Below are 19,834 nucleotides of genomic sequence, written 5' to 3' on the forward strand. Positions count from 1 at the left end.
ACGGAATCGGTCAGGGCGACGGGCGCGTGTAGCGCAGGAAGAGCATGTCTCCGGCAGTGAGCACGTGGCCGAGACGCATCGGGCGTGACGCGGCCGCGGCACTGTGCGCGATACGGCCAGAGGTGCCTGCCTCGAGAACCGGGCTCAGGCTCAGGCAGAGTTCGTCAACGGCATCGGCCGTGAGCAACGCCCCGAACAGGCTCGGGCCGCCCTCACAGAGCACCTGGCGCAGGCCCCGCGCGGCAAGCTCGCGGAGCGCGAGCGGGAGATCGATCGTCGCCGCCCCGCAAACGAGCACGTCGGCCACAGCCTCGAGGTCGGCGCGCTTGTCGGCCGGTGACCCCGCGTGCGTGATGACGATCGGGCGCGTCGCGGCGTCCGTGAACAGCGGATGCCCGGCCTCGAGATCCAGGCGCCCGCTCACGACCGCGATCCGCGGCTGCGGCGGGAGCCCGTGCGCGACGCGCCAGGCCTCGACTGCGGCATCCAGGCGGATGCCACCGTAGCCCTCGGCGCGGACCGTTCCGGCGCCGACCAGGATCACGTCGGTGAGGGTCCGGAGCGTGTCGAAGACGAGCTTGTCGTCGGCATTGTTCAGGCCACCGCTCAGGCCGTCGTGGGTCGCGGCGCCGTCGAGGCTCGCGATGAAGTTCACCCGCAGCCGCGCGGCGGTCCTGTCCTCGATGCGGTAGGCGTCGAGGAGACCCGCCTGGCTGAAGTCGGTCATCGTTCAGGCCAGGTTGTGGCGCTCGTACGCCGGTTCGCGGAAGCCCAGGATCGCCTCGGTCATCCGAACGGCGTCCACGGCGGCGCGCACGTTGTGCATCCGCACGATCCGGGCGCCCTGCATGATGCTGAACACGGCGGCGGCGAGGGAGCCCTCGACACGTTCGTCACGGGCGCGGCCGAGGGTCTCGCCGATGAAGTCCTTGTTGGAGACCGCGACGAGGGTCGGGTAGCCGAGCGCGGCGATCTCGGGGAGGCGCCGGGTGAGCTCGAGCGAATGCCGGGTGTTCTTGTTGAGGTCATGGCCGGGATCGATGATGATCCGCTCTGCGGGGATCCCCCGGGACAGGGCCAGCTCGGTGCGCTCACGCAGGAACGCGGCGACCTCGCCCACGACGTCGCCGTAGCGCGGGGCCGGGTGCGGCATCCGCGGGCGAGCGAGGCTGTGCGTCACGACGAGGGTCGCGTCGCTGTCCGCGACGATGTCCGCCATCAGCGGGTCGTGGATGCCGGTGGTGTCGTTGATGACGTCGGCGCCTGCCGCGAGCGCCGCCCGTGCGACGGCCGGCTGGAACGTGTCGACGGAGATGACCGCGCCGGCGCCGCGCAAGGCGAGGACGACCGGGACGACACGGTCGATCTCCTGTTCGACGGGGACGGGCGGGCCGGGCGCGAACTTGACCCCGCCGATGTCGACCCAGTCCGCGCCATCGGATATCGCCTGGTGCGCGGCAGCGACGGCCTTGTCCAGGGCGAAGGTGGCGCCCTGGTCGAAGAACGAGTCTGGAGTGCGATTGATGATCGCCATCACCGCGATCTCGCGGTCGAAATCGAATTCGCGGCCGCCGATCATGCGCCGGGGATGGATCAGGACGGGAAACGCGGCGGTGCCGCCCGCCATCAGGAACCCACCCCTGGCGTGTCGGCGACCGCTCGACCGGCGTCGGCGCCGTGGCTCCGGGCGGCCGCGGGGCCGAGGAGGCTGTCGAGGCTGCGGGATTCGTCCCGCAGCGCGGACACGTCGACGCGCACGCGCGACCTGATCAGGTTCTGGACGGATTCGTTGACATCCCAGACATTGACGTTCATGCCCGCAACCACGCGGCCGTCGACGACCCAGAACGCGACGAACTCGCGGGCAGTCCGGTCTCCCCGGAACACCAGCTCCGCATCCCTCGCCAAATCGCCATATCCCGAGTATTCCATTCCGAGGTCGAATTGATCCGTGTAGAAGTAGGGAATCTCCTCGTAGCTCACCGCACGGTCGAGCATGGAGAGTGCGGCGGCCCGGCCGGCATTCTCGGCGTTCGCCCAGTGTTCGACCCGGAGGTGGTGCCCGAGAACGGGATGGAACACGCTCGCGACGTCACCGACCGCGAAAACCCCTGGCTCGTTGGTGCGGAAGGCCGCGTCGACGACGATGCCGTCTGCGACCTCGAGCCCCGCGTCGAGAGCGAGCCGCGTATTGGGTGTCGCGCCGATCCCGACCACGACGACGTCCGCGAGCACGACCTCTCCGGACGACCCGTCCTGGCCGGGGGTCCCGTCCGTGGCCGCCTGGAGCCGGACGCCCGTGACCCTTCCGTCCGTGCCGAGGATCTCGGCCACGCCGGTCTCCATTCGCAGGTCTACCCCGTTGGCCCGGTGGAGCGCGGCGAAGACTCCGCCGATCTCCGCGCCGACCGCGCGCTGCAGCGGCACGGCGCCCTGGCCGAGCACCGTCACGTCGTTGCCGTAGCTGCGGGCGGCCGCCGCAACCTCGAGTCCGATCCAGCCGGCTCCGACCACGACGATCCGGCGTCCCCCTGGCGCGAGCGCCGCCTTCAGCCGGGTCGAGTCGGCCACGGTGCGCAGGAGGTGGACGCCGTCCAGGTCTCCCCCGGGGCCGGGGAACGGCCGGGCGGCCGCCCCGGTCGCGAGAAGGAGCCGGTCATAGTGCAGCGTCCCGCCGCCGGCGTAGCTCAGCTGCCGCGCGTCGAGGGTGAGCGCCGTCACCGCGCGACCCCGCACGACCTCGATGTCCTGTGCGGCATACCAGTCGGCCGGGTGCACGTCGATCGAGTCGCGGGCGGATGTCCCGGCGAGGAAATCCTTGGACAGCGGCGGCCGGATATAGGGGTACTCGGCCTCCTCGCCAAGCAGAACGACCCGTCCGTCGAAGCCTTCGACGCGAAGCGCCTCTGCCGCGCGCGCCCCGGCGAGGCCGGCCCCGACGATCACACATGTTGCGATTTTCATGGCGTTCTCCCGTTCGAATCCGTCGCGGCGTCCACCTCCGATCAGCCCCGGCGGCTCCGCTCCCCACCCACAATCTACTCACGTCCGAACCACACCGGTCACTCACAGCAAAAGTCCAGCTAACGCGCAGATACTGGTCCAATGACTGATGGCCCCCGCATTCTTATTGTCGACGACGAGCCCAACATCCGGGATCTCCTCACCACCAGCTTGCGCTTCGCCGGCTTCGCCGTGCGGGCCGTCGGCAACGGCGCCCAGGCGATCTCCGCCGTGCTCGAAGAGGAACCCGACCTGATCATCCTCGACGTCATGCTTCCCGACATGAACGGCTTCGGCGTGACCAAACGCCTGCGTTCCGCCGGTTACACGGCGCCGATCCTGTTCCTCACCGCCAAGGACGACACCGAAGACAAGATCACCGGCCTCACGGTCGGCGGCGACGACTACGTGACCAAGCCGTTCAGCCTCGACGAGATCGTGGCCAGGATCAAGGCCATCCTCCGCCGCACGATGCACGCCGACGAAGACGCCGTCATCCGCGCGGGCGAACTGACCATGGACCAGGACACCCACGAAGTCCTCGTCGGCGAAGAACCCATCGAGCTCAGCCCGACCGAGTTCAAGCTGCTCCGTTACCTGATGCTCAACCCGAACCGGGTGCTCTCGAAGGCGCAGATCCTGGACCACGTCTGGGAATACGACTTCAACGGCGACGCCGGCATTGTCGAGTCCTACATCTCCTACCTGCGCCGCAAGGTCGACGCGCACTCCTCGGAGCCGCTGATCCAGACCAAGCGCGGCTTCGGCTACATGCTCAAGGCTGCCAAGGCATAGTCCCAGACTGCACAAATAGACTGGCAGCCTGATGCATCAGTCACTCACGGAGCGGTGGAACCGCATATCCCTCAGGTCCAAGATCACCGGCGTGACCGTTCTCATGCTCACGCTCGGTCTCCTGGTCTCCGGGATCGGCACGATGGCCATGCTCCGGCAGTACGTGATCCAGCAGGTCGACGCGCAGCTCCAGGCGGATGCCCAGACGACGTCGGTCGCATACACCGCGAACGCCCTCGGGCAGAATACCGGCACCGTCGTTCCCTCGGACTACTTCGTCGCCCTGTACGACGAGAACGGCGAACTCCGCTACCATTCCTGGACCGACGTGCCCGCACGCGAGCTGCCGCAGATCACCATGCCCCTTGACCTCCAGTCGGTCAACGCGCTCAACGGCCAGACCATGCGCCTGCAGGACGCCTCGCACGACACCGAGTTCCTCGCGGTCGCAGTGCCGCTCGTCACCAACGTCCACGGCACCTACGGCACCCTCGTCATGGCCGTCTCGCTCAAGCAGTCCGAGAACACCGTCGGCACCTACCTCACGATCTTCCTCGGCTTCGGCCTGGGCGTCGTGCTCCTGGGCGGCCTGATCACCCGGTTGCTCGTGACGAGCACGTTCGCCCCCCTGCGCGAAGTGGAGCGCACGGCCGCGGCGATTGCTGACGGCGACTTCAGCCAGCGGCTCGGCGGGGCGACCCCGAACACCGAGGTCGGCCGGCTCAACCGTTCCCTCAACACCATGCTCAGCAGGATCGATCGCCTGTTCAAGGAACGGGCGCGCACGATCGACCAGATGCGCCGCTTCGTCGGCGACGCGAGTCACGAGCTCCGCACCCCCCTCGTCTCCGTGCGCGGCTACGCCGAGCTCTACCGGATGGGTGCCCTGCAGACTCCGGAAGAGGTCGCCCAGGCGATGGAGCGCATCGAGAAGGAAGCGATCCGGATGGGCGGCCTCGTCGAGGACCTCCTCGAACTCGCCCGTCTGGACGAGACGAAGCCACTCGCCCTCACCCCCGTCGACCTGCTCCCCCTCGCCCGCGATGCGGCGCTCGACGCGATGGCCTCCGCCCCCGGTCGCACCATCACGGTCGTGACGGCGGCTCCCGACACGGACGAAGAGCCTGTCGTCCCGTTGGCCCCCGCCATCGACCTCGCGCACTCCACCGGCGAGGTCCCGACCTCCGCACTCGTGACGGTCCCCCAGCGGGCAGGCGAGGCCGTGGCCGTCCCGCACACGAACACGGTTTCCTTCGCCGGTGCGACCCTCGCGCGACTACGGACCCGTCGCCCCCGTAAAGCGGATGCTCTCGCCATCCTCCCCGAGCCAGTGCCGACCGCTGCCCCGACCGCCGCGATCCCCGCCGTCGTCATGGCCGAAGAGAACAAGATCCGACAGGTCATCACCAATCTGATGGGCAATGCCCTTCGCTTCAGCCCCGCTGACAGCCCCATCGAACTCGAGATCGCCGTCGACCGGCGGAACCAGCGCGCATCCGTCGCCGTGATCGACCATGGCGAGGGCATCCCGCCGCAGATCCGCGACAAGATATTCCAGCGCTTCTGGCGCGCCGACACCTCCCGTGCACGCGAGACCGGTGGCAGCGGACTCGGCCTGGCGATCGTCGCGTCGATCGTCGCCAGCCACAACGGCACCGTCCAGGTCGTCGAAACCCCGGGCGGCGGCGCGACCTTCCGGGTCTGGTTCCCTCTCGCAGAGTCCCCGAACGCGCCGCAGCGCCTCGCGATCACCCCGGCGCCCTGACCCCGGCGGCTCCTCCCCTGGCGCGGGTGGCGGTGAGTTGTCCCCAGCCGGGGCGTACTCGCCGGCCCGGCGCGGCATCCGCCATACGGTGGCAGCACACCCCTCGAAAGGACTGCAGATGCCCCGGTACCAGGTAGACAGTGAACTCGTGCTCAGCACCACGACGACGGCCAGGGCGACGCTCGGTCGGATTCAGGCGGAGGTTGCCGCGCTGCTCGGCCAACTGACCGGGCTGGAGGGTTCGTGGACCGGGCAGGCCGCCGCCGCGTTCCAGGCCGCCGTGACGGACTGGCGGGCGACTCAGCAGCAGGTTGCGCAGAGCGCTGAAAGCCTCGGCCAGGCGCTCAACCAGGCCGGCCAGCAGTATGCCGAGATCGAGCAGGCCAACGCGCGGCTCTTCGCCCGGTAGCGGCGTCCGCCGCATTGTGGCGCATGCCGGGACGCGGCGGATGCCGGACGTGCGGAGACCGGATCGGGATCGTGCCTGTCCGGACGCGAAAACAGGGCGCCTCCCGGAGGAGACGCCCTGTTGGCGGTGAAGCGGTGAAGCGGTCTAGCTATCGAGCAGGGTGGACTTAGAAGTCCATTCCGCCGGACGGGTCGCCGACCGGAGCAGCGTTCTTTTCCGGCTTGTCGGCGACAACGGCCTCGGTGGTGAGGAAGAGTCCGGCAATCGACGCGGCGTTGAGCAGCGCGGAGCGGGTGACCTTCACCGGGTCATTGATGCCGGCGAGGAGCATGTCAACGTACTCACCGGTCGCGGCGTTGAGGCCCCAACCGATCGGCAGGTTGCGCACCTTGTCGGCGACGACGCCGGGCTCGAGACCCGCGTTGAGGGCGATCTGCTTGAGCGGGGCGTCGATGGCAACCTTGACGATGTTCGCGCCGGTCGCCTCGTCTCCGACGAGCTCGAGCTTCTCGAACGCGGTCTTGCCGGCCTGGATGAGGGCGACGCCACCACCGGCGACGATGCCCTCTTCGACAGCAGCCTTCGCGTTGCGGACGGCGTCCTCGATACGGTGCTTGCGCTCCTTGAGCTCAACCTCCGTCGCGGCGCCGGCCTTGATGACGGCAACGCCGCCGGCGAGCTTGGCGAGACGCTCCTGGAGCTTCTCACGGTCGTAGTCGCTGTCGGTGTTCTCGATCTCGTTGCGGATCTGCTGAACGCGACCGGCGATGGCTTCGGGGTCTCCGGCGCCTTCGACGATGGTCGTCTCGTCCTTGGTGATGACGATCTTGCGCGCGTTGCCGAGCAGGTCGAGGGTGACGTTCTCAAGCTTGAGGCCGACCTCCTCGGAGATGACCTGGCCACCGGTGAGGATGGCGATGTCCTGCAGCTGGGCCTTGCGACGGTCGCCGAAGCCGGGAGCCTTGACGGCGACCGACTTGAAGATGCCGCGGATCTTGTTCACAACGAGCGTGGCCAGAGCCTCGCCGTCGACGTCCTCGGCGATGATGAGGAGCTGCTTGCCGGTCTGGATGACCTTGTCCACGATCGGGAGGAGGTCCTTGATGTTAGAGACCTTGGAGTTGACGATCAGGATGTAGGGGTCTTCGAAGACCGCTTCCTGACGGTCGGGGTCGGTCACGAAGTACGCGGACAGGAAGCCCTTGTCGAAGCGCATGCCTTCGGTGAGCTCGAGCTCGGTGCCGAGGGTGTTGGACTCCTCGACGGTGACGACGCCTTCCTTGCCGACCTTGTCGATCGCCTCGGCGATGATCGCGCCGATTTCAGCGTCGCCGGCAGAGATGGATGCGGTGGCCGCGATCTCTTCCTTGGTCTCGACCTCTTTGGCGTTGGCGATCAGCTCTGCGATGACCGCAGCGGTGGCCTTTTCAATGCCGCGCTTGAGGCTGATCGGGTCTGCGCCGGCTGCGACGTTGCGCAGGCCTTCGCGGACGAGCGCCTGGGCGAGGACGGTCGCGGTGGTCGTTCCGTCGCCGGCAACGTCGTCGGTCTTCTTGGCGACCTCTTTGACGAGTTCCGCACCGATCTTCTCGTACGGGTCGTCGAGTTCGATTTCCTTGGCGATCGAGACACCGTCGTTGGTGATCGTGGGGGCGCCCCACTTCTTCTCCAATACGACGTTACGTCCGCGCGGGCCGAGGGTGACCTTGACCGTGTCAGCGAGGATGTTCAGGCCACGCTCAAGGCCACGACGGGCCTCTTCGTTGAAAGCAATGATCTTTGCCATATGTGTTTCTCGTCCCTCCCGGACGTTACCAAAACGGTGATGGGTTGGCACTCAAAAGGAGAGAGTGCCAAGTCGATTCTGGCACTCAGGGGTCGAGAGTGCAAGTGAGCGCCGGGAAGCGTCGGGAGGCTACGGGACGAGTTCGACGGAGCCGGTGCCGTTCGGGATCAGTTCGATCCAGGTATTGCCCGGGGCGAGGCGAATGGTGACCCCGTTGTCGTCGATCAGCCGGATCGGGTCGGCCTGCCCGGCCTTCGACCACGTCGCGTGCACGGTCTTGCCGCCGGCGGACACCGAGCCCTCCCCCGTACCGATCATGACGGTCTTGGGCACCTCGCCGTAGGTGCCGTCGATGTCGACCCGGAGCACGAGGACGTTGGTGGCGCCCCTGCGGGCGCCGGTCGTGTCGAGGTCCGGGGCGCCCTCCTGCGAGCGCAGGTAGGCCTGTGAGGCGGTGTCCCAGCTCCAGCCGGGATAGCGCGATGCGGAGAACCGCGCGTTGATCTGGGTGATCGGGGTGCCATCGACCCCGGCGGTCGATGCCGCGATGCTGCCCGCGTACGCGAACTGCTGCACCGGCGGCGCGACAGAAGCGTTGCGCCCGACGAGTTCGGCGGCCTTCAGCACGACGTTGTGCGGCGCCTCCCTGTCGGCGACGCGGGAGAACAGGCCCGTCGTGTCGTAGTCGAAGACCGAGTTGATGACGGGGGTGGCCTTCATCATGTCGACGAAGACCTGCTGTCCGCCGGAGTAGGCGACGATCCCGCCGAACGGCGTGATGATGTCGGGGTCCATCGGCCGGATCGACCGCACCGGGCCGATCGCGTCGGGTATGTCGGACTGCCAGACGCCGACGTAACGGGTCAGTCCGCCCTCGACGAGTTCCTCGAAGACGATGTCAGCCCGATCCAGCGAGATCTGGGGCCTGGCAGCCTCGTGGTTGTCGATCTTCACAGCGAGGGACGGGTTCGCAGCCTTCCCGGCCGGCACGATCGTGCCACGAAGCGGCGCGATCGCCAGCGGCACCGGGGCGTCGACGGCAGCGGCGGTGGGTTCCACGGTCGCCGTCGGCGTCGCCGTGGTCGGCGGCTCGGTTCCGGAGCACGCCGTCATCACCAAGAGGAGGCATGGAAGAAGCACGGCAGCGAAAAGTCGTGCCGTGCTTCGCCCGTGGATTCTTGCAGTTCTTTTCGCTGTCACGCCCCACACCCTAACGCGGCAAACTCGCGGATGCCGCGCGGCTCGGGGTGTTACCCGAGATTGGGTGCGCTTGGTGTGGGTGCGCCTGATCTTTTCAGATCAGACGGGACGTACCGACTCGGCCTGTGGCCCCTTTGCCCCGGTTCCCAGTTCGAAGATGACGTGCTGTCCCTCTTCCAAAACCTTGTATCCGTGCATGTCGATGGCGGAATAGTGGACGAAGACGTCCTGTCCGCCGCCGTCGACGGTGATGAAGCCGAAACCCTTTTCAGCGTTGAACCATTTGACGGTTCCGTTCGCCATGTGTAACTCCCCAGTGCTCTGATATTTTCGGCAACCGCCCGTTGGCCGTACCGGGCCTGGCGCATGTGACTGCGTCCATCTGGTCCGACCGGTGGGATGCCCCAGGGGGCAACCGGACGAACGAGATGAGCGACCTGAGTCAAAGATTACTGAAGCCAAGAAAGAACGAAAGGGGGTTGACGAGGAGCCCCCGTGGAGTTATACAACCGGAGGCGAATGGCCGGTCAGGACGTAGGCGTGGTGCTTGACACGAAGTCAGCCCCGACGACGACCGTGAGGTCGGCCCCCGAGGTTGCGAAGTCGCTCGCGAGGAGCACCGTGGATCCCGGAAACGAAGCCGCGACCCCGCGGGCGGCGCCCTCGAGGGTCGCATCGGCGTAGTACACGGTCGTCTTGGTCACGTCTTCGGTGCTCGCGTTACTGAGCGCGCCGACGGTCCAGCCGGCCGCGGAGAGGACTTCCCCGGCAGCCTTGGCGACACCCGTGCCCTTTGTGCCGTTGAGCACGGTCACGGTGAGACTCGGATCGACCGTCGCGACGGCCGTCGGAACGGCGGTCGCGGCATCCGTCGCCGTGTCTGTCGCCGAGCTGGAGGACAGCCCGGGGATCGCGATGTTGAGTTTGTTGCTGAGCGAGGCCATCCCGAAGACTCCGAGGCCGATCAGGACGGCCGTTGCCCCCAGTGCCCACCAGAACGCAACCCAGTGGCGTCCCTTCTTTCCGGGGGCGCGATGGGCGCCCACTCGGTCGAGGGAGTGCGGCAGGTGGTCGAAGCGGTCTTTCGGATAGGTGGGAGGCATTGTGGGGCTGGGTCGATCCTCTTGTCGCGGGCGAATGGGTGGAACATCGGGGTCGAAATCCGGCTGCGCCTAGGGGGCGGGGCTGGTTCGGTGCTCCGGAGCGCGCACTGTCCGGCGCTCCCGTGCCTGCTCACGGGCTGCACGCATCCGCTGCAGGCGTTTCACCAGCATGGGATCGTGAGCCAGGGCAACAGGGGAGTCGATCAAAACGCCCAATAGTTGATAGTACCGGGCCGAGGACAGCCCGAACTCGGAACGGATCGCCTGCTCCTTGGCTCCGGCATGGGTGAACCAGCGCCGTTCGAAGCTCAGGATGCCGCGGTCGCGGTCGGTGAGGCCGCCCGGGGAGTCGGCGGGGTCCGGGTCACGCACGCCGTCCACCATCCACCTCTTTCACCATCGCCATTCGCTGCTCGAATCCTATTTGGCGTCGGCTATGGATTTGCTGGGCCACGCGGGTCGCTCCCTCCCCGGGAGGAAAAGTGCCCGGACAGGCGCGGGAGCGTGCCGGTGAGCGTCCCGGTGGGCGTCTCGGTGTGAAAGTGCTGAACGGGCCCGGGAATCGGAATACGCCCCTGCCGGGCTGAGTTTAAGCTTGCTGGGAGGGTTGGCGGCCACGCTGCACCGCGCCCTCGCCCGATGGGAAGGATGAACCATGGACTACGAAGTCACGAAGTCAGACGCTGAATGGGCCGCGGAACTCGGGCCGGAGAAGTTTGCCGTACTGCGGCAGGCCGCCACCGAGCGTGCCTGGACCGGGGAGCTGCTCGACGAGAGCCGTTCCGGCATCTACACCTGCGGCGCCTGCCACGCCGAACTCTTCAAGAGCGGCACGAAGTTCGATTCCGGGTGCGGCTGGCCGAGCTTCTATGAGTCGGTGCGCCCGGAGGCCGTCGAACTCATCGAAGACACCTCCCTCGGCGTCGTCCGCACCGAGGTGCGCTGCGCGAACTGCGGTTCCCATCTCGGGCACGTCTTCGACGACGGTTTCGGCACCCCGACCGGTGACCGCTACTGCATGAACTCCATCTCGCTCGAGTTCAAGCCGGTCGACTAGACCGTGTCCACGCCGCTCGAGGCGATCGGCGGGCGGCGTTCGTCGTCCGCAGTGACATCGGATGCCCCCTCGCACGACGACCTGCTCCCGCTCGTGGCCGCGTGTGCGCGCGTGGCCGACCACGGGGCCCTGCGACCCTGGCGCCTGATCGAGCTGCGCGGGGACGCCCGCACGCGGCTCGGGGCGGCGTTCGCCGCGGCATCCGCCCGCCTCGCTGCTGAGGCCGGTGCGGAACCGCCGTCCGCTGCGGAGTTGGCCAAGCTCGCGGGCAAGCCGCTTCGGGCATCACTGTTGATCGCGGTCGTCGCGAGCCATCGGGAGAGCGACAAGGTCGAACCGTGGGAACAGGACGTCACAGCGGCGGGTGTCGGACATGCCCTGAGCCTCCTGTTGACACACGCCGGCTGGGGTGTGATGTGGCGCACCGGGGCGTTCACCCGCACCGCTGAGGTGCACCGGCTGCACGGGCTCACCGAATCGGAGGAGTTGCTCGGCTGGCTCTATGTCGGCGGAGTGCCGTCTGGTGCGAAGCCGGGCGTCCGGCTCCCGATCGACCCTGCCGCGCACCTCACCGCCCTCTGACCACCCCCTGACCGCCGCTGACTGCCGCCATTTTCGGTTTTTGAGGGTCGCGCGCCACGTGCGCCGCTTCGCGCCAGGCAGGCCTGGCGCGAAGCGGCGCAGTTGGCGCGCGAAGGCGAGGCTTCACCGTTTCTTCACCTGAACGTCGGCAGAATGTCCCGGGTGCAGCAGGGGCGCGACGTATCCTCGTGGCGTGAGCGCAGAAATCAGCACACTCGTCCGGCCTGACACCATCTCCCTCGGCACGCTGACCGTCCTGCGGACGGCCGCCACAGCACCCCTGATCGCCCACGCTCCTGCTGCCTCCGCCTCCGCGGTTCCGCGGAGGCGGAGGCTCGACGATGCCGAAGCCACCTTCCTGGAACCGCTCGTGGATGTCGTGCTCCGGTTCCTCTGGGCGCTCGTCGGCTGCTATGTCTGGGTCGTCCTCCTCGCCAAGGGGCCGCGGCCCCGCTCGGCGAGCCGGGAGCTCGAGCCGATCGTCTGGCCGCAGGCGGACTACCCCGCTGTGGGACTGCCGGCCATCGGACTGTCGAGCGCCGGCAGCATCCGCCGACCCGTGAGCCCCGACTTCGACCAGATGAGCGCTCGCCCGTAGGTCGCTCGGCCTGCGCGTGCCGTGTTGTCGGACGGATCGCGGAACGCGCAGTCGCGCGGCGCCCACAGCCGGTCGATGGGTCCTGGAGCAGACCCGCCCGGATCGACCCGGGTCGGACCGGATCAGCACGGATCGCTTGGCCCGCCGAGCCGGGTCTGCGAGGCTGGCGGGATGACTGATGCAACGGAGACTGCAGCCAAGACGGATCTGACGCGGTACCTGGTGTCGGGTCGGGAAGCATTGATCTGGAAGCTCGACGGGCTCAGCGAGTACGACGTGCGGCGCCCGCTCGTGCCGACCGGCACCAACCTGCTCGGACTCGTCAAGCACATGGCCGGCGTCGAGGCCGGGTATCTCGGGCTCGTCTTCGGCCGGCCCTTTCCGGAACCGCTGCCGTGGACGGCGGACGACGTCGAGTTCAACGCGGACATGTGGGCGAAGCCGGACGAGTCCCGCGAGTCGCTCATCACCCTCTACCGCCGGGTCGGGGCGCACTCGAGCGCGACGATCGAGGCGCTCACGCTCGACACCAACGGCCGGGTGCCGTGGTGGACGGGCGATCGGAGCGCGGCGAGCCTGCACGAGATCCTCGTGCACCTCATCGCGGAGACGCACCGGCACGCCGGACACGCCGACCTCGTCCGAGAGCTCATCGACGGGGAGGTCGGACTCCGGCAGGGCAACGACAATATGCCGCCGGCCGACCGCGCCTGGTGGGAGGACTACCGGGAACGCGTCGAGGCGGCCGCGCAGGAGTCTGCGGAGCGCTGACCGACGCCGGTGCGACTCAGCGCGAGATGACAGTGCCGCCGAGCGAGGCGATCGCCCGCAGCAGGCGCGGGCCGGCAGCGAACCAGGCCACGATCATCACGACGACCGAGGCCGCGAAGATCCAGAATCCGGTCCAGCCGTCGTCGCTCTGCACGGCGTACATGTGGTTGAGGTTACGGAGCGCCCCGGTCGCGAAGACCAGGGTCACGTGCACGACGACGAAGACCAGGAAGACGATCATCACGCCGACGTGGACCGCCTTGGTCGGGCGGAGCGGGACGAGTTCGCTCAGCCGGCGTGACGTCCAGAGCGGCGAGAGGCGGATGCCGGTGGCCAGCGCGAGCGGAGCGGCCACGAACACGATGGTGAAGTAGCTCAGGGTCTGGAGGGCGTTGTAGTTCACCCAGCCGTCGGAGACCGGCCAGCCCAGCGAGACGTACTGGAGCGCGGCCGACACGGCGTTGGGAATGATGTCCCAGCTGACCGGAACGATGCGCACCCACTGGCCGGTGACGAAGAGCAGCACGTAGAAGAGGAGCCCGTTGAGCACCCAGAGCACGTCGACCGAGAGGTGCAGCCAGACGTTGATGCCCATCCGGGTGGGCGCTTGTTTCGTGCGTATCAGCCCGGTATTGCGCCGGGTCCAGAACATGGTCGGCCGCCCGGCGCTGCGGACCTGCCAGCCCGAACGCACGATGAAGAGGAGGAAGAAGACGTTGAGCCCATGCTGCCAGGCCAGCCAGGCCGGGAAGCCGACGGGCGCCCCGGACGGCAGCTGCGACGTTCCCGGGAAGTCGGTCAGGAAGGATTGCACGGCCGGCAGCGAGCGGAGGCCCTTGGCGGCGAGCACGGCGGCGGCGAGCAGGCCGATCGCGAGGATGATGGCCACGGCGAGCCTGAACCAGGCGGTTCGACCGAAGCCGAGCAGTCCGGAGCGCTCTGCTGTCACCGGTCTCCCTCCCGGGCGATCGCGTCGTGCGGCATGGGCGTGCGTCCCTCTGGTCTGGCGGCGTCGGTCGACGCGATGGCGCGTTCGAGCGCGACTATGCAATCATCGACCATTTCACGCCCGGCGTCTGCCTGCAGTGTCAAACTACGACATCTTGGCGACGGCTGCGTGCACCCGGTCACCCGGGGCGGTTCAGTTTCCCGTCGAGCCAGAGCGTGGCGGACGCATCGCTGTGCGTGGTCCCGGTCCCGACGTGCTTGGCGTCGATCTTCTCGCCGTTCTTGATGACGTGCACGAGGGCCATCGCGTGACCTCGGCCCAGGTCGAAGTCCGCCTTCAGCCAGTCGACGATCACGCCGGCCTTCGTGGACGGGTCGTCGAACCCCTTCTCGTGGGCGAGGGTGATGAACTCGCGCGGGGTCAGGCCAGTCTTGTCTTCGATGTTGTCGAGGTAGGCCTGGAATGACATCTCTGCTCCTTCGCTGGTGGAATCCGGAATCTCGGGCCGGTCCATCAAACCGCCTTCGGGAGCGGGTCGCAATCGTTTGGACCGGAGACCTCCCACATTCGCGGATCCGCTGTCCAGAGATGCGTGTCGGACGCGTGCTAGCGTCGGCGAGATGACGGCTCCCCAAATCACCCTTGGCGCGATCAACCTCGAGGCACATGACCCGACTGCGCTTGCCGATTTCTGGGCGTCGGTCACCGGAGCGACACCCTCACCCGGTGGCGATAGCGTCTACCTGCCGCCGGCCGGCGCGAACGGGTTCGGGATGTTCTTCCGGCCTTGTGACTCCCCCCATCCGAATCGCCGCGGCGCCCACCTGGACCTCACCGTCCCGTGGGGGTCACGACGTGCTGAGGTCGAACGTCTCCTCGGCCTGGGCGCCGTCTACCAGTGGGACGTCCTGGACGAGTTCCCACACGTGCAGTGGACCACACTGGCGGACCCGGAAGGCAACCTCTTCTGCCTGGCCGAGCATCCGCCCGCGGAGGGATCAACTCAGGACCAGTGACGTCAAGATTCTGCACGCTGGTAGCCCTGAACGCTGCACTGGCGGCACTGTGCGCAATCGGGCTGGTCACCGAATAAGAATTTCGGACGCCCTTCGGGGCTAGTCCAATGGGATGCCCGGGTCCCGGACGATATCTTCGAGAGGGATGCTCGGCTCGCCGGCTTCCAGCTCCGCGAGCGGATGAGCGGCCGTTACGTCCTCGGTACCGTCAGCCAGGGCGCGCGTGGACACCGCCGGGTCCAGCGGCACCACGCCAGTCAAGTACTCCTCAAGGTCCGCGATTTCCCGTGCGAGTGCGTCACCGCGACGGTACATGCGCAACGGTGTCGAGATGACGTGCCGCGCTGCGATCTCTGAGCAACCCAGAAGGCGACGGACTCGCTCCGCGGCGTCATCGTCACTCGACGCAGCAACGACGGCCCGAGAAACCTCCTCGATGCGGTTCCGGGCCGCGAGTAGCGTCCTCAATCTCTCCAGCCGATCTACCTCCCGAGCGAGTTCCTCTGCATTCATGTGAGTCAGCGTAGCCACCCCGAATGGCACACTGGTCTCGTGCTCACCGAACACGCCTTACTGCCCATCATCGCCGGACGAGAAGTTGAATTCGAGCGAGCCTTCACCCTGGCTCGCCCGATCATCGCCTCCATGCCCGGATGCCTCAGCGTGTCGTTGTCGCGGTCTCTCGAGTCGCAGAGCACGTACCTACTGCTGGTCGAGTGGGAGGATCTGCTCGACCACACGATCGGGTTCCGGCAGTCGCCGCAGTACCGGGATAGGCGAGATTCTCGGCGAGACAACCGCTCATCATGACCGGATCGGCGTGGATCCCAGTGTTTTCAAGGGGTGTGGGGCCGGCCACGGGACTTGAACCCGTAACCCCCACTTTACAAGAGTGGTGCGCTACCAATTGCGCCAGGCCGGCATGAGGCGGATTCCCGCCTCGGTCCCCCATCCTAAATGACGAACGGGCTCCGCGGGGCCAGACCGGCAGCATCCGCCGGTCGGGAGCCCGCTGCGGACGAAAACTGCGGACCCGTCGAGGATCAGCCCGCCGGGGTCGGCGTGGGCGTCGGCGTCGACGTCGAGTAGGTCTCTCCGGCGGACTGCAGCACGAATGCGGCGAATTCCTTGGGGTCATCGAGGGCGCCCGAGTACTGCTTGCCGTTCACGAGCACGGTCGGAGTGCCGGTCACGGCCTCGACCGTGGTGTTGGGCAGCGGCCCGGACAACGCCCGGTTGGTCGCAGCGACGACCCAGGCCTTGTAGCGCACGTCGGTGATGCAGGTATTGATCTCCGAAACGGATGACGCGACTCCGGAGCTCGTCACGAGCCCCATGATCGCTGCGTCGTCCAGCCCTGCGGTGCCTTCCTTCGGCTGGTTCGCGAAGAGTGCGGCATTGAAGGTGAAGAAGTCATTGGGGGAATAGTTGGCGACGCACGCGGCAGCGTTCGCCGAGCGGAGCGAGTACTGGGTTCCAGCCGACTTGCTGGTCAGGATAGAGATCGGGTGGATCTCGACCGTTGCGGCACCCGAGGTGACCCACTTCACGATCTGGTCGCTGTTGGTCGTTTCGAACTGGCCGCAGAACGGGCACAGGTAATCGACGTACACGCGGATGTCGGCGACGGTTCCGGTCGCATCCGGTGTGGACGGCACGGCGTCGGCGCCGGCCTTGAGGGCCGTGGTCTCGGTGACCTTCATGCCCTCGCCGATGAGAACGCCGTCACTGGCCATGTTCGCGGGGCCGGGGCCTGCGGGGCGGATCGAATTCATGACGACGAGTGCGATGACCGCGACGATCGCGAGTGCGACAACCAGGATGCCGCCCTGCAGCAGGAACCGGTTGCGACGGTTCTTCTTCTTCTGCTCGACACGCAGCTGGGTAGCCTTCGTGCGGACCGCGTCGCGTCGCTTATTTCGGGAAGGTCGACTCTCGCCAGATCCGCCAATAGTCATGAATGCTCGCTTCGGGTAGGTCTTTGGATCGACATTTCCTATGTAAATGCCCTCCAAATAATAGGACTCCAGTCTGGGAAATGACCAGACAGGGGCTGCCTTGCGACGCGTCCGCAGGGCAAAACCGCCGCAGACCCCCTGTTCGGGCGTGTCATACTGGAACAGTCGGATCCTGCCATGATGCGCAGGCCGACAATAAATCCCATCACTACGGATCGTCCGGCACGTACCTGCCGGTGAAGGAGAATACCGAAAATGGCTTCAGTCACCTTTGACAAAGCAACCCGTCTCTACCCGGGTTCCACCCGCCCCGCGGTCGACCACCTCGACCTGTCGGTTGCCGATGGTGAATTCCTCGTCCTCGTCGGTCCCTCCGGCTGTGGAAAGTCAACGTCCCTGCGCATGCTCGCCGGCCTCGAAGAGGTCAACGACGGCAACATCTTCATCGGTGAGCGCAATGTGACGGATGTTCCCCCGAAGGACCGCGACATCGCGATGGTCTTCCAGAACTACGCGCTGTACCCGCACATGACGGTGGCCGAGAACATGGGCTTTGCGCTCAAGATCGCCGGCGTCAACAAGGACGAGCGCGCCGCCCGCGTTCTCGAAGCCGCCAAGCTGCTCGACCTCGAGCCGTACCTCAGCCGCAAGCCGAAGGCCCTCTCGGGTGGCCAGCGTCAGCGCGTCGCCATGGGCCGTGCCATCGTGCGTCAGCCCCAGGTGTTCCTCATGGACGAGCCGCTGTCGAACCTCGACGCCAAGCTCCGCGTGCAGACCCGCACCCAGATCGCCTCGCTGCAGCGTCGCCTCGGCGTCACGACCGTCTACGTCACCCACGACCAGACGGAAGCCCTCACCATGGGTGACCGCATCGCGGTCCTCAAGGATGGCGTGCTCCAGCAGGTCGGTACCCCGCGCGACCTGTACGCCAAGCCGAACAACGTCTTCGTCGCCGGATTCATCGGCAGCCCGGCCATGAACCTCTTCCTCGCGGACACCGTCGAGGGTGGCATCAAGTTCGGCACCGCCACGATCCCCGTCGCCCGCGAGATCATCGCCGGCGCGACCGGCCCGAAGGTCACCATCGGTGTCCGCCCCGAGGACATCCACCTCTCGACCACGCACGGCGAGGGCCTCGAGGTGAGCGTCGACCTGGTCGAAGAGCTCGGCGCCGACGGTTACCTCTACGGTCACTCCACGGTCGAGGGCAAGCGCACCGACATCGTCGCCCGCGTCGACGGCCGTTCACACCCGAACGCCGGAGAGACGGTCTACCTGACGCCGACCGCGCACCACCTGCACGTCTTCGACGCCGAGAGCGGCCTCCGCCTCGGTGGAGCCGTCGCCGACTAGTCGACAACGATTCACCAGAACGGCCGGGCGGATTCATTCCGCCCGGCCGTTCTGCGTCCCGGCAACCCGGGACAGCCCCTGTCCGCGGGGCATCCGGCACCGGCCGCCAACCCGCACCGGTAGGCTCAATCCATGAGCGGTTCTGTCAACATCACCTCGGCCACGGCCGACCCGGCCCTCCTCGACCTGCCCTGGCACCTGCCGCTGGACGCCTGGCCGAACGAGAACATCGCCGCCCTGCCGAAGGGCCTCTCCCGTCACCTCGTACGGTTCGCGCACCTCAGCGGTCGCGTCGTCGCGATCAAGGAAACCACGAGCGAGATGGCCAAGCGCGAGTACGAAATGCTCCGCACCCTCCAGGGACTCGAAATCCCCTGCGTCGAGCCGCTCGCCGTGATCACGAACCGCACCAACGAAGACGGCGAGCCGCTGAACTCGGTCCTCGTCACCCGGCACCTCAAGTTCTCACTCCCCTACCGCGCCCTGTACTCGCAGACGCTGCGACCGACGACCGCGACCCGCCTCGTCGACGCCCTCGCCCTGCTGCTCGTGCGCGTGCACATGGCGGGCCTGTTCTGGGGCGACGTCTCGCTCTCCAACACTCTCTTCCGCCGCGATGCCGGCGCCTTCGCCGCCTATCTCGTCGACGCGGAGACCGGGCAGCTCTACCCTGGCGGCCTGTCCAAGGGCCAGCGCGAGAACGACCTCGAGATCGCCAGGGTCAACATCGCCGGCGAGCTGATGGACCTCGAGGCCGGCGGCCGCGCCGCGGACGAACTCGACCCGATCCGGGTCAGCAACGGCATCGTGAACGCCTACCGGCTGCTCTGGACCGAGCTGACCGGCTCCGAATCCTTCGCGAGTTCCGAGCGCTGGCGCATCACCGAACGCGTCGAGCGCCTGAACGACCTCGGCTTCGACATCGAGGAACTCGCCATCAAGACGGATGCGACCGGCTCGACCGTGCGCATCCAGCCCAAGGTCGTTGACGCGGGGCACCACCAGCGCCGCCTGCTGCGGCTGACCGGCCTCGACGCCGAGGAGAACCAGGCCCGGCGCCTGCTCAACGACCTCGACGCCTATCGCCTCGCATACGGCGACCCGGCGAGCGACGAAGAAGCCCTCGCCCACGAGTGGGTCGTCCGGGTCTTCGAACCCGTCATCCGCGCGATTCCGCGCGACCTCAAGGGCAAGCTCGAGCCGGCAGAGGTGTTCCACCAGCTGCTCGACCACCGCTGGTACATGGCCCAGAACCAGTCCAGGGACATCCCGCTCGCCGAAGCGGTCACGTCCTATGTGCAGGATGTCCTGCGTCACCGCCGCGACGAGGCGACCGTGATCGAACCCGCGACCGGGTCCATCACGCTTCCGATCGACGTCACGAACGACGACGTCGCCGCGGGCGCCGGCGATACCAGCGCTGACGACGCCCAGGACTGGCGCCTCAAGGTCTAGACGTCCGGTCGGGCGACGTCCGGATGCCGCGGTC

At 67.4% G+C, this 19,834-nt stretch carries 24 protein-coding genes and 1 tRNA gene; 11 read left to right on the forward strand and 14 right to left on the reverse strand.

Annotated elements, in window-relative coordinates; translation table 11 throughout:
* Positions 1-10: 10 nt before the first annotated feature.
* Genes E3O46_RS09190 through E3O46_RS09200 form a run of 3 tightly spaced genes read right to left on the reverse strand, consistent with a single transcriptional unit; the run spans position 11 to position 2,964 of the window.
* On the reverse strand, positions 11-727 hold the full coding sequence (locus E3O46_RS09190; RefSeq protein ID WP_134561596.1) for a pyrimidine reductase family protein: 717 nt from the start codon (positions 725-727) through the stop codon (positions 11-13).
* Positions 728-730: 3 nt separating this feature from the next.
* Entirely contained in the window at positions 731-1,627 is an 897-nt protein-coding gene (gene folP, locus E3O46_RS09195) for a dihydropteroate synthase (RefSeq protein WP_198413392.1), read from the reverse strand.
* On the reverse strand, positions 1,627-2,964 hold the full coding sequence (locus E3O46_RS09200) for an NAD(P)/FAD-dependent oxidoreductase (RefSeq protein ID WP_134450054.1): 1,338 nt from the start codon (positions 2,962-2,964) through the stop codon (positions 1,627-1,629). The genes folP and E3O46_RS09200 overlap by 1 nt, the downstream gene beginning before the upstream one ends.
* A 141-nt stretch (positions 2,965-3,105) precedes the next feature.
* On the opposite strand from E3O46_RS09200, the gene E3O46_RS09205 reads away from it, so the two are divergent.
* The 3 genes from E3O46_RS09205 to E3O46_RS09215 all read left to right on the forward strand — a co-directional run bounded on the left by E3O46_RS09205 (position 3,106) and on the right by E3O46_RS09215 (position 5,972).
* Positions 3,106-3,798 carry a response regulator transcription factor gene (locus tag E3O46_RS09205; RefSeq protein WP_134450053.1) on the forward strand — a complete coding sequence of 231 codons (693 nt, stop codon included), beginning with the start codon at positions 3,106-3,108 and terminating at the stop codon, positions 3,796-3,798.
* Between the two features lie 31 nt (positions 3,799-3,829).
* Positions 3,830-5,563, forward strand: a complete 1,734-nt coding sequence (locus E3O46_RS09210) for a sensor histidine kinase (RefSeq protein WP_134558851.1) — start codon at positions 3,830-3,832, stop codon at positions 5,561-5,563.
* A 118-nt stretch (positions 5,564-5,681) separates the two neighbouring features.
* The gene (locus E3O46_RS09215) at positions 5,682-5,972 is read left to right on the forward strand and encodes a WXG100 family type VII secretion target (RefSeq protein WP_134450051.1); all 291 of its coding nucleotides are present in this window, start codon (positions 5,682-5,684) and stop codon (positions 5,970-5,972) included.
* A gap of 166 nt (positions 5,973-6,138) precedes the next feature.
* Here E3O46_RS09215 and groL read toward each other — a convergent pair whose 3' ends face one another.
* The 5 genes from groL to E3O46_RS09240 form a co-directional block, all read right to left on the reverse strand.
* Complete coding sequence (gene groL / locus E3O46_RS09220; protein ID WP_134450050.1) at positions 6,139-7,758, reverse strand: chaperonin GroEL; 1,620 nt, start codon at positions 7,756-7,758, stop codon at positions 6,139-6,141.
* Positions 7,759-7,887: 129 nt separating this feature from the next.
* Complete coding sequence (locus tag E3O46_RS09225; protein ID WP_134558852.1) at positions 7,888-8,871, reverse strand: DUF3048 domain-containing protein; 984 nt, start codon at positions 8,869-8,871, stop codon at positions 7,888-7,890.
* A 186-nt stretch (positions 8,872-9,057) separates the two neighbouring features.
* The gene (locus E3O46_RS09230; RefSeq protein WP_134362230.1) at positions 9,058-9,261 is read right to left on the reverse strand and encodes a cold-shock protein; all 204 of its coding nucleotides are present in this window, start codon (positions 9,259-9,261) and stop codon (positions 9,058-9,060) included.
* A gap of 224 nt (positions 9,262-9,485) precedes the next feature.
* Complete coding sequence (locus tag E3O46_RS09235) at positions 9,486-10,061, reverse strand: LytR C-terminal domain-containing protein (protein ID WP_134450048.1); 576 nt, start codon at positions 10,059-10,061, stop codon at positions 9,486-9,488.
* Between the two features lie 69 nt (positions 10,062-10,130).
* Positions 10,131-10,445: a DUF3263 domain-containing protein gene (locus tag E3O46_RS09240; protein WP_134450047.1), complete on the reverse strand. Its 315-nt coding sequence runs from the start codon at positions 10,443-10,445 to the stop codon at positions 10,131-10,133.
* A gap of 271 nt (positions 10,446-10,716) precedes the next feature.
* Between E3O46_RS09240 and msrB the strand changes: the two genes are divergently transcribed.
* The 4 genes from msrB to E3O46_RS09260 all read left to right on the forward strand — a co-directional run bounded on the left by msrB (position 10,717) and on the right by E3O46_RS09260 (position 13,069).
* Positions 10,717-11,118, forward strand: coding sequence for a peptide-methionine (R)-S-oxide reductase MsrB (msrB, locus tag E3O46_RS09245; RefSeq protein WP_134450046.1), 402 nt, complete (start codon positions 10,717-10,719; stop codon positions 11,116-11,118).
* Positions 11,119-11,121: 3 nt separating this feature from the next.
* Positions 11,122-11,700, forward strand: coding sequence for a nitroreductase family protein (locus E3O46_RS09250; protein ID WP_134450045.1), 579 nt, complete (start codon positions 11,122-11,124; stop codon positions 11,698-11,700).
* Positions 11,701-11,893: 193 nt separating this feature from the next.
* Complete coding sequence (locus tag E3O46_RS09255) at positions 11,894-12,298, forward strand: hypothetical protein (protein ID WP_134561597.1); 405 nt, start codon at positions 11,894-11,896, stop codon at positions 12,296-12,298.
* A 171-nt stretch (positions 12,299-12,469) separates the two neighbouring features.
* Positions 12,470-13,069 carry a DinB family protein gene (locus E3O46_RS09260; RefSeq protein ID WP_134561598.1) on the forward strand — a complete coding sequence of 200 codons (600 nt, stop codon included), beginning with the start codon at positions 12,470-12,472 and terminating at the stop codon, positions 13,067-13,069.
* 16 nt (positions 13,070-13,085) lie between these two features.
* Here the strand turns inward: E3O46_RS09260 and E3O46_RS09265 are convergent, their stop codons facing one another.
* From E3O46_RS09265 to E3O46_RS09270, 3 genes are read right to left on the reverse strand one after another with little or no spacing between them, the layout of a single operon-like run.
* Positions 13,086-14,018 carry a hypothetical protein gene (locus tag E3O46_RS09265; protein ID WP_166787425.1) on the reverse strand — a complete coding sequence of 311 codons (933 nt, stop codon included), beginning with the start codon at positions 14,016-14,018 and terminating at the stop codon, positions 13,086-13,088.
* On the reverse strand, positions 14,015-14,161 hold the full coding sequence (locus E3O46_RS18270; protein ID WP_166787424.1) for a hypothetical protein: 147 nt from the start codon (positions 14,159-14,161) through the stop codon (positions 14,015-14,017). The genes E3O46_RS09265 and E3O46_RS18270 overlap by 4 nt, the downstream gene beginning before the upstream one ends.
* A 35-nt stretch (positions 14,162-14,196) precedes the next feature.
* Positions 14,197-14,487, reverse strand: coding sequence for a DUF4287 domain-containing protein (locus tag E3O46_RS09270; RefSeq protein ID WP_134561599.1), 291 nt, complete (start codon positions 14,485-14,487; stop codon positions 14,197-14,199).
* A gap of 151 nt (positions 14,488-14,638) precedes the next feature.
* Between E3O46_RS09270 and E3O46_RS09275 the strand changes: the two genes are divergently transcribed.
* Entirely contained in the window at positions 14,639-15,034 is a 396-nt protein-coding gene (locus tag E3O46_RS09275; protein ID WP_134450041.1) for a VOC family protein, read from the forward strand.
* A 99-nt stretch (positions 15,035-15,133) separates the two neighbouring features.
* On the opposite strand, the gene E3O46_RS09280 is transcribed toward E3O46_RS09275, so the two are convergent.
* Complete coding sequence (locus E3O46_RS09280) at positions 15,134-15,547, reverse strand: hypothetical protein (protein ID WP_134450040.1); 414 nt, start codon at positions 15,545-15,547, stop codon at positions 15,134-15,136.
* 39 nt (positions 15,548-15,586) lie between these two features.
* On the opposite strand from E3O46_RS09280, the gene E3O46_RS09285 reads away from it, so the two are divergent.
* Positions 15,587-15,844, forward strand: coding sequence for an antibiotic biosynthesis monooxygenase family protein (locus tag E3O46_RS09285; protein WP_134450039.1), 258 nt, complete (start codon positions 15,587-15,589; stop codon positions 15,842-15,844).
* 36 nt (positions 15,845-15,880) lie between these two features.
* Here the strand turns inward: E3O46_RS09285 and E3O46_RS09290 are convergent.
* Positions 15,881-15,956, reverse strand: a tRNA-Thr gene (locus E3O46_RS09290).
* A 121-nt stretch (positions 15,957-16,077) separates the two neighbouring features.
* Positions 16,078-16,992: a DsbA family protein gene (locus E3O46_RS09295; RefSeq protein ID WP_134450031.1), complete on the reverse strand. Its 915-nt coding sequence runs from the start codon at positions 16,990-16,992 to the stop codon at positions 16,078-16,080.
* A gap of 255 nt (positions 16,993-17,247) precedes the next feature.
* On the opposite strand from E3O46_RS09295, the gene E3O46_RS09300 reads away from it, so the two are divergent.
* Positions 17,248-18,345 (forward strand): ABC transporter ATP-binding protein, encoded by a 1,098-nt coding sequence (locus tag E3O46_RS09300; protein WP_134450030.1) that lies wholly within the window; start codon positions 17,248-17,250, stop codon positions 18,343-18,345.
* Between the two features lie 132 nt (positions 18,346-18,477).
* Entirely contained in the window at positions 18,478-19,800 is a 1,323-nt protein-coding gene (locus E3O46_RS09305; protein WP_134450029.1) for a DUF4032 domain-containing protein, read from the forward strand.
* Positions 19,801-19,834: the final 34 nt, after the last annotated feature.

It is taken from the genome of Cryobacterium glucosi, from assembly GCF_004402235.1.
Taxonomy (GTDB): domain Bacteria; phylum Actinomycetota; class Actinomycetes; order Actinomycetales; family Microbacteriaceae; genus Cryobacterium; species Cryobacterium glucosi.